This window comes from Pantoea phytobeneficialis (assembly GCF_009728735.1).
GTDB lineage: Bacteria > Pseudomonadota > Gammaproteobacteria > Enterobacterales > Enterobacteriaceae > Pantoea > Pantoea phytobeneficialis.
Genome location: NZ_CP024636.1, coordinates 3,920,174 through 3,930,503 on the forward strand (window position 1 = coordinate 3,920,174; position 10,330 = coordinate 3,930,503).

The window sequence follows — 10,330 nt, forward strand, 5'->3', positions numbered from 1 at the left end:
GGGTATTTTTAGCCCGATTCCATGACAAAACGTCGTGCAAGGCCAGCATTAACAAGAAAATTACATCATCACAACGTCAAACTGCTCCTGCGTGTAGAGCGGCTCAACATGGACTTTCACCTGTTTGCCGACGAAGATCTCAACTTCGGCTAACGCATGTGATTCATCGCTCTTCAGCGCTTCCCCCACCGCCGGTGACACGTACACCAGGAAACGGTCTGAATCGTAGGCATGGTGGACACGCACGATCTCACGCATGATCTCGTAGCAAACAGTTTCCACCGTTTTCAGCGTGCCGCGTCCTTTGCACACCGGACAATCAGCACACAGCACATGCTCGATACTTTCGCGCGTGCGTTTGCGGGTCATCTCAACCAGCCCAAGCGCTGAGAAACCGTTGATCCCGGTTTTAACCCGATCTTTACTCAACGCGCTTTCCAGCGAATGCAACACCCGGCGGCGATGGTCATCGTTACTCATATCGATGAAATCGATGATGATAATGCCGCCAAGATTGCGCAACCGTAGCTGACGAGCAATTGCCTGTGTCGCTTCGATATTGGTGTTGAAAATGGTTTCGTCCAGATTGCGATGGCCAACAAACGCACCGGTATTGATGTCGATGGTGGTCATGGCTTCGGTTTGATCGATGATCAGATAACCGCCGGACTTCAATTCAACTTTGCGATCAAGCGAACGCTGGATCTCATTCTCCACATCGTAGAGATCAAAGATGGGTTGTTTGCCGCTATACAGCTCCAGCTTGCTGGCCATCTCCGGGATATATTCACCGGTGAATTCCACCAGCAGATCGCAGGTCAGACGCGAGTCTACGCGGATGCGGTCCAACGCGGCCCCGGCGAAATCTCGCAACACACGCTGCGCCAGCGCCAGTTCGCCATACAGCAGGCAACGGGTCTGGTTACGCTTTTTGCGCTCACTGACTTTGGTCCACAAACGCTTGAGGAATGCAGCATCCTGCGCCAACTCTTCCTCGCCAATGCCTTCAGCAGCAGTACGGATGATAAAGCCACCAAGATCATCACAATAGGCGGCCACTACCGCTTTCAGGCGTTCGCGCTCCGCTTCGCTTTCAATACGCTGAGAAACGCCAACGTGTGAGGCTCCCGGCATAAATACCAGATAACGCGAAGGCAGGGTAATGTCGGTGGTCAGGCGTGCACCTTTGGTGCCAAGCGGATCTTTGACCACCTGTACCATCAGGTCCTGCCCCTGACGCACCAGTTCGGCAATATCGCGTACGCTGAAATTCTTCTGCTCATCACCGGCAACACATTCGGTGTGCGGCATGATATCGGAAGCGTGCAGAAAGGCAGCCTTATCAAGGCCAATGTCGACAAACGCCGCCTGCATGCCGGGTAGCACACGGCTGACGCGTCCTTTATAGATGTTGCCCACAATGCCACGGCGCGCTTCGCGCTCGATGTGGATTTCCTGCAAAATGCCGCCATCAATATAGGCGACGCGCGTTTCAGAGGGTGTCACATTTACCAGCAGTTCAGCCGTCATCTTGTCCCCTTAGCGCACGCAGCGACTGGAAATTGCTGAGCAACTCTCCGGTCTCAACCAGCGGTAACCCCACCACTGCGTGATAGCTTCCATTAATTTTGCGGACAAAGTTTCCGCCAATGCCCTGTATCCCGTAAGCGCCGGCTTTATCCATCGGTTCGCCACTGGCGATATAGTGCGCAATTTCTTCTGCCGTGATCTTGCGGAAAGTCACGTCTGTAACAACCAGGCAATCCAGCTGTCGCTGACGATCGGCCAACGCCACTGCGGTCATAACCTGATGTGTCTGCCCGGAAAGCTTACTCAGCATCTGCTGAGCATGGTCGGCATCGCGTGGTTTTTCCAGCACTTCGCCATTCAAAACCACGATGGTGTCAGCACCCAGTACCGGCAGATCCTGCGGGGCAACCTTCACACCAGCCGAAGCTTTATCACGCGCCAGACGGCAGACATAGGCTTCAGCAGCCTCTTCAGGCTGACGCTGCTCTTCCACATCCGTGATCAGACGTTCAAATTGCAGGCCAAGCTGCGTCAACAGCTCACGTCGACGCGGTGAACCGGAAGCCAGGTACAGGGTTATCATAGTTTTCCTTACTGAACAGCGAACTGACGGCGAATCTTTCTCATTAATAAGAATAGCCAGGGCCAGAGAATGCCGTCGACAACGCTACTCCAGAAGATTTCCGGACGAAAGGAGACATTGATCACCAAAAATTCCGCCCAGAAAACAATAACATCCACCGCCAGCGATAGCACCATAACCATTAATGCCTGCTGCCACAACGCTAAGTTACGGAAAAGCTGGAATTTAAAGGCTACCAGATAGGCGATGATACTCAACGCCAGCGCACGTACGCCCAGCGTTGAGCCTGCCACCAGGTCCATGATGGCACCCAGCACGAAGCCAGTACCCACATTCACCCGATGTGGCAGCGCCATTACCCAATAGATCAGGATCAGCAACAACCACGATGGCCGGAACATGTAGATTTGTTCGGGCCAGGGCATGATTTGCAGGATGAGGGCAATCAGAAAGGACAGCCAGATAACCCATCGGCCCTGGCTGCGATAGCTACTCAAGGCTGGCCTCCACGCGAGTTCGCCGGTGTTACCTGCGAACTACTGCCACTATTGGCAGGTGCGGGTGGTCCCATTTGTTGACTGGCTGGTGCAGGTGGCCCCATTTCACCGGCGGGCGGTAACACTTGCGGCATCATCTGCATTAAACGTTCATTAGCGACACGATGCACTTCATCCGGCGCCATTGGCATATCGCCGTTACGATCGGCACCCCACAGCAGCAGCAGATAGCGCAGACGCTGTAAGCCCGCCGTTGGATGGGCCTGGATAATGGTGTACGCACGCTGCGTATCCACTTTCACCGATGACACCACACCCACCGGATAACCTTCCGGGAAGCGACCACCCAAGCCCGAGGTCACCAGCACATCACCCACACGAATGTCGATGTTGCCCGGTAAATGTTCGAGTTGCAGGTCTTCATTACAGCCGTTACCGGCCGCAATCACGCGGATATCATTACGCAGCACCTGAATAGGCAGCGCATGGGAAGCATCACAGATCAGCAGCACACGGCTGGTCACCTGACCTACCGCCACCACCTGTCCGACAACACCTTTATCGCTGATCACCGGCTGGCCTTCGTAAACGCCGTTTACGCTGCCCTTGTCGATAACCACCTGATCGGTGTAGGGATCGGTGCCAGTGGAGATCACCTGCGTCACCATTTTGTGTTCATCCTGACGCAGCGGTGAGCCAAGCAGCTCGCGAAGACGCGCGTTTTCCTGCTTGTATTGCCCCAGCATGAGCAGGTCGCTGTTCTTCAGGAAGAGTTCACGGCGCAGTGCTTTGTTTTCCTGCTCCAACTGCTGGCGAGATGCCAGCGTGGCAGAGACGCCGTCAAGCAGCTCTCTTGGCCCGTTTGCCAGGAAGTAAAAGGGACTGACCGAGGTGTCCAGGTAGTTGCGGATCTGGGAAAAAGAGCCCACGCGACTATCAGCGATAATAATCGCGATCGCCACAATGACTGCCAGAAAAAGGCGCAACTGCAGGGATGGCCCCCTGCTAAAAATCGGCTTCATAAAATCTGCGTGTTCCTCGACATCAGGGAAGAAGCGCGGGTGTTAAGACCTGCGCCTCCATGGCTGGACGCATCATAGTCATATCCCCTTTCTTCAAATTGCAGGTACGCTGATTACATGCGTTCCCACAGCCTGAATAAGGGGTCAGGCGCTAATTCCCTGCGCAATTTGACCAGGGTCACAGCCGATGAGGATTTACTCCTCGCTGAACAAATCGCCGCCGTGCATGTCGATCATTTCCAACGCTTTACCACCACCACGCGCTACGCAGGTCAGTGGATCTTCGGCCACGACCACCGGAATACCGGTTTCTTCCATCAGCAGGCGATCGAGGTTACGCAGCAACGCGCCACCACCCGTCAGCACCATACCGCGCTCGGAAATGTCGGAAGCCAGTTCTGGCGGGCACTGCTCCAGTGCCACCATTACCGCGCTCACGATGCCGGTCAGTGGTTCCTGCAACGCTTCCAGGATTTCATTGGAGTTCAGCGTAAAGCCGCGAGGCACACCTTCAGCCAGGTTACGCCCGCGCACTTCGATTTCGCGCACTTCGTCACCCGGATACGCAGAACCAATCTCATGCTTGATACGCTCAGCGGTCGCTTCACCGATCAGCGAGCCGTAGTTGCGGCGTACATAATTAATGATAGCTTCATCGAAGCGGTCACCACCAATACGTACTGAAGAGGAGTAAACCACACCGTTCAGCGAGATGACGGCCACTTCAGTGGTACCACCACCGATATCAACCACCATCGAACCGGTTGCTTCAGATACCGGCAGACCGGCACCAATCGCGGCGGCCATCGGTTCTTCAATCAGGAATACTTCACGAGCACCTGCACCCTGCGCAGATTCACGGATGGCACGGCGTTCAACCTGGGTTGCACCCACCGGCACACACACCAGCACGCGTGGGCTGGGGCGCATAAAACTGTTGCTATGCACTTGCTTGATAAAGTGCTGGAGCATTTTTTCGGTCACGAAGAAGTCAGCGATAACGCCGTCTTTCATCGGGCGAATAGCGGCGATATTGCCTGGTGTACGACCAAGCATCTGTTTAGCGTCATGACCAACGGCGGCTACGCTCTTTGGGGAGCCGGCACGATCCTGACGAATGGCAACCACGGAAGGCTCGTTTAGCACGATGCCTTGTCCTTTTACGTAAATCAGGGTATTCGCGGTACCCAGGTCAATGGACAAGTCATTGGAAAACATGCCACGAAATTTTTTAAACATACTAAGGGATAATCCTGCAAGCTGGGGGCGGAAAATAAAATCCGCCTACTTTACCAACCACGCGAAGCCGCTACAAGGCGCAAAAACGTTCCGCTTCGGTGAAAAAATGTGCTAGCTAAATTTTACAGCATTGTATGCCACGGTTAGCTAACGATAAACGGCGCTAAGCCGCCGCTTTTACGGCTATTCGCCCAGCCAGCACGGGCGATTCTGGACATAAAATCTAACATTTCCCATCATGCCGGAGATCGAGAAACTTCACGTTTACACCTGGAAACAACTATCAGCGTCGTTATCAGGCTTAGAAGGACTATATCCGGTAACGTTGCGAATGCTTTTTCACGTTACTGTTCACCGGCAGCGACGGCGCAAAAAAATCGCCCTGCCCGCCGGATACGCCAAGCCCCGCCAGCGTTTGCCACTCCGCACGCGTACGTACGCCAGCCGCAAATACCTGAGTCGGCGTGGACTTACACACCTCCAACAGGCTTTGCACAAAAAGCTGATTTTCCGTGCGTCGTTCAATATTGCGCACCAGACCGGGGTCCAGTTTGATTAACTCAACGGGAAATTGCTTGATGTAGGCGCTGCTTACTACCGTTAACCCCGCCTGGTTGACGGCGATGCGACAACCAAACGCACTGAGCATTTTGAAAACCGGCACTAAACGGTTGATGTGTTGACAAACATCCGCCTCGGCAAGTTCAAATAAAAAGCGTTTTCTTTGCGATTTACTGCACTGGAGTAAAAGTTTTTGCAACCAGCGCTGAAAAGAACGCTGTACCAGTGAATCAATATTCACCGGCAACGCCAGCGTTTCATCGGGCCACACCTCTGATAACGCAGCGATACGGGTCACCATCTGACGGTCCCAGCTTTCAGCCATGCCCAGTTGCTGTACCAACGGCATGAACTCCGCCGACACCACTTCTTTATCACCATCAAAGACGCGAGCCAGCATCTCACGGTGATGGACTTTACCGTCCAACAACACGGCGGGCTTCTGATACAAACGTGGTCCACCACGGCTCTGGGTGTTCTCCAGCAAGGTGCGCCAGCGCACGCTGCCACGTCCCATCTCAAGAGGGTTGCCCTCGCCAATTGACCAGCTGTTCCCCCCTTGCAACGCCGCACGACGGGTCGCCATTTCAACATTTTCCATCACCTGCGGCACGCTTTGCCCGCTGCGCCAGGCGCTGATACCAATATGGATAAGATCATCGCGATCCAGCATGCGCATCGGTGGCAATGAATCCACCGCATTGATCAGTTGATCGGCAATACTGTTCGCTTCTTTCAGGGTGCGGTGCGGCAGCAGCACCGCGAAGTCGCTGCGGAAATAGCGCGCCAGCAAGGCGCCAGGATAACGCAGCACAAAGGTCGACAACATGTTAATCAGGTCAAAAAGATACTCTTCAGCCAGTGCCGGACCGAGGGTTTCATGATGCGTTTCGAGATCGGGCAAACGTACCATCATCACCACGCCATGCGTGCCGACATCTTCCTGATCTTCTAACAGGGTCGCCAGTTGGTTGTCGAAGAACAATCGATTATTCAGACCGGTACGGGAATCCTGCGCGGCAAAGGTGCGAATTAAAGTGTCGATACGCAGTCGCTGTTCGCCTGCTTCGCGTAAATCATGTAGCAGCAGATCAATGGCGTGGCTGGCTTTGGGCGGCCATTCCGACTCCTCTCCAACGCGCGACTGACGATCGCCCGCCAGAATACGTTCCGAGCGCGCTTCCAACCGCTCCATATTGCGCCAGTGACGGTTCAGCCAGCGATGCGTCATCACCAACAGCGAGGCCATGATCAGCACCACGCTAAAAATAACGATCAAGGTGTAGGCACCCGTGAAGGAACGAAACCAGGTTTTGGCCGGGTCCAGTACCACAACGCGCAGCGACAGACCGGATGAGTGCACCAGCGGCAGATCAAACTGAATAAAGCGGTTTGGCTCATCCTCCAGCATCGGGTTTTCATGGCGAGCCAGGCGAAACAACATGCGGTCACCGCTGTGTAATTCGAGTTGTTCAGCATTGATAACCGGCATCAGACGCGTCAGCCATTGCGTCAGATCCTGGGGCGACTGGGTGAGCAGGGCTTTGTCGACTTCGGTAGCCAGCGTTTGTACGCGGGTTTCAACGCGCTGCTGTGATAGCCAGATAAAACTAAAAGCGCAGCCGACCAGCATCAGTAACATCGCCAGTAAGCTTAATAATGTAATAAACGCAGAAAACTTCGTGGTTAATCGCATCCCTGTGCCTGTAATCACTGCGGTTATGAATGGAAAAGAACCGTCTGCACGAGCCTCACTGGCGCAAACCTGAGCAAAATAGCATAAATCACCGTCTGAAACAGCGTTCCGCCGAGATCGCGGTGCAGACAAAGGCGAGTATAACGACAAACATCGTCCACCTGACTTTCACCGGATTTTTTTCGTCCTATTCTCAAGATAAGCGCAACCAGGAAATTTCACATTTTGCCGCACTTACTGGCAGGCTGCGCAGGGTTTGATCATGCTTGCTTTATTTATGCAGCCGGAGAATTCCATGAAGACAAAGCATTCCCTTTCTGAAGCTGATGTCACGCCAGAAAGCATCTTTAATATGCAGCGTCGTCAGGTGCTGAAAGCGCTCGGATTAGGTGCCGTTGCTGCCAGCCTGTCGGGCGGCGCCCAGGCCGATGTCCTGAGTTGGTTTAAAGGTAACGATCGTCCCGCAGCCCCGGCCGGTAAAGCGCTGCAATTTAGTAAACCGCCCGCCTGGCAGGCCGATTTGCCGTTAACGCCATTCGATAAAGTCGCAGGCTACAATAATTTCTACGAATTTGGCCTGGATAAGGCAGATCCAGCGGCCAATGCCGGGACATTAAAAACCGATCCCTGGCAGTTACGTATTGAAGGTGAAGTCGCCAAACCGATCACGCTGGATATGGATGACATCTTTAAACGTTTTGCGATGGAGCAGCGGATATATCGCATGCGCTGCGTAGAGGCCTGGTCAATGGTGATCCCCTGGGTGGGATTTGAGCTGAACAAGCTGCTGAAACTGGCAGAACCCACCAGCAACGCCCGTTTTGTTGCGTTCCAGACGTTATATGCCCCGGATCAAATGCCCGGTCAGAAAGACCGCTTTATTGGCGGTGGACTGGATTATCCCTATGTTGAGGGGCTACGTATGGATGAAGCCATGCATCCGCTCACTCTGCTCAGCACCGGCGTGTATGGCAAAGCATTACCTCCGCAAAATGGTGCCCCAATCCGCCTGACGGTACCGTGGAAGTATGGTTTCAAAGGCATCAAGTCGATTGTCAAAATTACCCTGACGCACGATCAGCCGCCCACCACCTGGAACCAGATCGCCGCAAATGAATATGGTTTCTATGCCAACGTTAACCCGCATGTTGACCATCCGCGCTGGTCACAAGCCACCGAGCGTTTTATCGGTCCGGGAGGTATTTTGAAGGTAGAACGGCAACCAACGCTGCTGTTTAACGGTTATGCCAAAGAGGTCGCTTCGTTGTATCACGGGCTGGATTTACGGGAGAACTATTGAGTGCGCCTGACATTACGTCATATCACCTGGCTTAAAGTGGTGCTGCACCTGGCGGCTTTTTTACCGTTCGTCTGGTTGTTTTTCGCCGCTAATCAGGGTTGGTTAAGTGCCGATCCGGCCAAAGATATCCAACATTTTACCGGCAGAATGGCGCTTAAATTGTTGCTGGCGACCTTGCTGGTCAGCCCGTTAACCCGCTATGCCAAACAACCGCTGCTGATTCGTACCCGCCGCCTGCTGGGTTTGTGGTGCTTTGCCTGGGCCTGTCTGCACCTGACAAGCTACTACTTGCTGGAACTTGGCGTCGATAATCTGCGATTACTCGGCAGCGAACTGGTTTCCCGACCCTATCTGACCTTGGGGATTATCTGCTGGGTGATCCTGTTCGCATTGGCCGTCACCTCCTTCCAACGCGCACAACGCAAACTGGGACGGCGCTGGCAAACGCTGCATAATGGTATCTATCTGGTGGCGATCCTCGCCCCCATTCACTATCTTTGGTCTGTTAAAGTCCTGTCACCACAGCCGTTGATCTATGCCCTGCTGGCGCTACTACTGTTAGCCTGGCGTTACAATAAGTTGCGAAAACTCCTGTCCAGATAATTCCTGCAAGGTTGTCTTCCGGCTGCAATTTCTGTTAAAAGGTGTGGCCTTCAGGCCGCATCCGATCATCTTCGCAGATAAGACCAGTATTTTGCTGCGAATTGCGACGAAACGGATATAATGCCCGGCTTTATTGCAAGACACGTCTTCTTTTTCACTCCGAAGAGTGACAAAGCAAGAATGTCGCGGTATTTTACGCGATGCCTGAATAATTGCAGGAGATAGCAGCAAGATGGCGCACAAATTTCACATACTGCTTTTGAACGGACCCAACCTGAATTTACTGGGTACGCGCGAGCCTGAGAAGTATGGTCACACGACACTGGCGCAAATTGTCAGCGATCTGACGCAACAGGCCGATCAGCACCATGTGAAATTGAGTCATCTGCAATCGAACGCGGAGTTTCAGTTGATTGATCGTATCCATGAGGCCAGAGGCAATGTGGATTACATCATCATCAATCCTGCCGCGTTCACGCATACCAGCGTCGCGCTGCGTGATGCCCTGCTGGCGGTGAGCATTCCTTTTATCGAGGTGCATCTCACGAACGTGCATGCCCGCGAACCGTTCCGCCATCACTCCTATCTTTCCGATGTATCTGCCGGCGTCATTTGTGGACTTGGCGTTGATGGATACTCGTGGGCTTTACAAACGGCGGTCAAACGCCTGACACATTCCAATTAAACAGAGTACGGAACCACACTCATGGATATTCGTAAAATTAAGAAACTGATCGAACTGGTTGAAGAGTCCGGCATCGCTGAGCTGGAAATCTCTGAGGGCGAAGAGTCCGTTCGCATCAGCCGTTCACCTGCCAATGTCGGTTATCCTGTTATGCAGCAGGCTTATGCTGCACCTGCACCGCAGATGGCTCCTCTGGCCGCTGCTGTTGCCCCAGCTGCTGCCCCAGTAGCCGCTGAAGCTGCCAAACCAGAAATCACTGGTCACATCGTGCGTTCACCGATGGTCGGCACCTTCTATCGTACCCCGAGCCCGGATGCGAAAGCCTTTATCGAAGTCGGCCAGAAAGTTAACGTCGGCGACACCCTGTGCATCGTTGAAGCGATGAAAATGATGAACCAGATCGAAGCCGATAAATCCGGCGTGGTGAAAGCGATTCTGGTGGAAAGTGGCCAGCCGGTTGAATTTGACGAGCCGCTGGTTGTCATCGAATAACGAGGCGAACCATGCTGGATAAAATTGTCATTGCTAACCGCGGTGAGATCGCGCTGCGCATTCTGCGTGCCTGTAAAGAGCTGGGCATCAAGACTGTGGCGGTTCACTCCACGGCAGACCGC

The 10,330-nt window shown here is 53.6% G+C and carries 12 protein-coding genes; 6 read left to right on the forward strand and 6 right to left on the reverse strand.

Annotated elements, in window-relative coordinates; translation table 11 throughout:
* Window positions 1-60: 60 nt before the first annotated feature.
* From rng to csrD, 6 genes are all read right to left on the reverse strand, one after another.
* Window positions 61-1,530, reverse strand: a complete 1,470-nt coding sequence (gene rng / locus CTZ24_RS18125) for a ribonuclease G (RefSeq protein ID WP_021183595.1) — start codon at window positions 1,528-1,530, stop codon at window positions 61-63.
* On the reverse strand, window positions 1,520-2,113 hold the full coding sequence (locus tag CTZ24_RS18130) for a Maf family protein (protein WP_208724274.1): 594 nt from the start codon (window positions 2,111-2,113) through the stop codon (window positions 1,520-1,522). Before CTZ24_RS18130 ends, rng begins: the two co-directional genes overlap by 11 nt.
* Window positions 2,114-2,121: 8 nt before the next feature.
* Window positions 2,122-2,610 carry a rod shape-determining protein MreD gene (gene mreD / locus CTZ24_RS18135; protein ID WP_208724275.1) on the reverse strand — a complete coding sequence of 163 codons (489 nt, stop codon included), beginning with the start codon at window positions 2,608-2,610 and terminating at the stop codon, window positions 2,122-2,124.
* On the reverse strand, window positions 2,607-3,632 hold the full coding sequence (gene mreC / locus CTZ24_RS18140) for a rod shape-determining protein MreC (protein ID WP_021183597.1): 1,026 nt from the start codon (window positions 3,630-3,632) through the stop codon (window positions 2,607-2,609). Before mreC ends, mreD begins: the two co-directional genes overlap by 4 nt.
* 195 nt (window positions 3,633-3,827) lie before the next feature.
* A complete protein-coding gene (mreB, locus tag CTZ24_RS18145; protein ID WP_003855260.1) occupies window positions 3,828-4,871 on the reverse strand; it encodes a rod shape-determining protein MreB in 1,044 nt (347 codons plus the stop codon).
* Between the two features lie 310 nt (window positions 4,872-5,181).
* Entirely contained in the window at window positions 5,182-7,128 is a 1,947-nt protein-coding gene (gene csrD / locus CTZ24_RS18150; protein WP_208724276.1) for an RNase E specificity factor CsrD, read from the reverse strand.
* A gap of 29 nt (window positions 7,129-7,157) precedes the next feature.
* Here csrD and CTZ24_RS18155 point away from each other — a divergent pair, with 29 nt between their 5' ends.
* The 6 genes from CTZ24_RS18155 to CTZ24_RS18180 form a co-directional block, all read left to right on the forward strand.
* Complete coding sequence (locus CTZ24_RS18155; RefSeq protein ID WP_208724277.1) at window positions 7,158-7,388, forward strand: hypothetical protein; 231 nt, start codon at window positions 7,158-7,160, stop codon at window positions 7,386-7,388.
* Between the two features lie 35 nt (window positions 7,389-7,423).
* Complete coding sequence (gene msrP / locus CTZ24_RS18160; RefSeq protein WP_208724278.1) at window positions 7,424-8,428, forward strand: protein-methionine-sulfoxide reductase catalytic subunit MsrP; 1,005 nt, start codon at window positions 7,424-7,426, stop codon at window positions 8,426-8,428.
* Window positions 8,429-9,031 carry a protein-methionine-sulfoxide reductase heme-binding subunit MsrQ gene (msrQ, locus tag CTZ24_RS18165; protein ID WP_021183600.1) on the forward strand — a complete coding sequence of 201 codons (603 nt, stop codon included), beginning with the start codon at window positions 8,429-8,431 and terminating at the stop codon, window positions 9,029-9,031.
* Window positions 9,032-9,263: 232 nt separating this feature from the next.
* The gene (aroQ, locus tag CTZ24_RS18170; RefSeq protein ID WP_021183601.1) at window positions 9,264-9,716 is read left to right on the forward strand and encodes a type II 3-dehydroquinate dehydratase; all 453 of its coding nucleotides are present in this window, start codon (window positions 9,264-9,266) and stop codon (window positions 9,714-9,716) included.
* A 21-nt stretch (window positions 9,717-9,737) separates the two neighbouring features.
* Window positions 9,738-10,208: an acetyl-CoA carboxylase biotin carboxyl carrier protein gene (gene accB / locus CTZ24_RS18175; protein ID WP_021183602.1), complete on the forward strand. Its 471-nt coding sequence runs from the start codon at window positions 9,738-9,740 to the stop codon at window positions 10,206-10,208.
* An 11-nt stretch (window positions 10,209-10,219) separates the two neighbouring features.
* On the forward strand, window positions 10,220-10,330 hold a 111-nt coding region (locus CTZ24_RS18180), incomplete at its 3' end, for a biotin carboxylase N-terminal domain-containing protein (RefSeq protein ID WP_208724279.1).

What these genes read in the sequence shown, in the direction of transcription:
- rng (WP_021183595.1), bottom strand. Translation starts at nt 1,530, where the DNA reads ATGACGGCTGAACTGCTGGTAAATGTGACACCCTCTGAAACGCGCGTC.
- CTZ24_RS18130 (WP_208724274.1), bottom strand. Translation starts at nt 2,113, where the DNA reads ATGATAACCCTGTACCTGGCTTCCGGTTCACCGCGTCGACGTGAGCTG.
- mreC (WP_021183597.1), bottom strand. Translation starts at nt 3,632, where the DNA reads ATGAAGCCGATTTTTAGCAGGGGGCCATCCCTGCAGTTGCGCCTTTTT.
- mreB (WP_003855260.1), bottom strand. Translation starts at nt 4,871, where the DNA reads ATGTTTAAAAAATTTCGTGGCATGTTTTCCAATGACTTGTCCATTGAC.
- csrD (WP_208724276.1), bottom strand. Translation starts at nt 7,128, where the DNA reads ATGCGATTAACCACGAAGTTTTCTGCGTTTATTACATTATTAAGCTTA.
- CTZ24_RS18155 (WP_208724277.1), top strand. Translation starts at nt 7,158, where the DNA reads ATGGAAAAGAACCGTCTGCACGAGCCTCACTGGCGCAAACCTGAGCAA.
- msrP (WP_208724278.1), top strand. Translation starts at nt 7,424, where the DNA reads ATGAAGACAAAGCATTCCCTTTCTGAAGCTGATGTCACGCCAGAAAGC.
- aroQ (WP_021183601.1), top strand. Translation starts at nt 9,264, where the DNA reads ATGGCGCACAAATTTCACATACTGCTTTTGAACGGACCCAACCTGAAT.
- accB (WP_021183602.1), top strand. Translation starts at nt 9,738, where the DNA reads ATGGATATTCGTAAAATTAAGAAACTGATCGAACTGGTTGAAGAGTCC.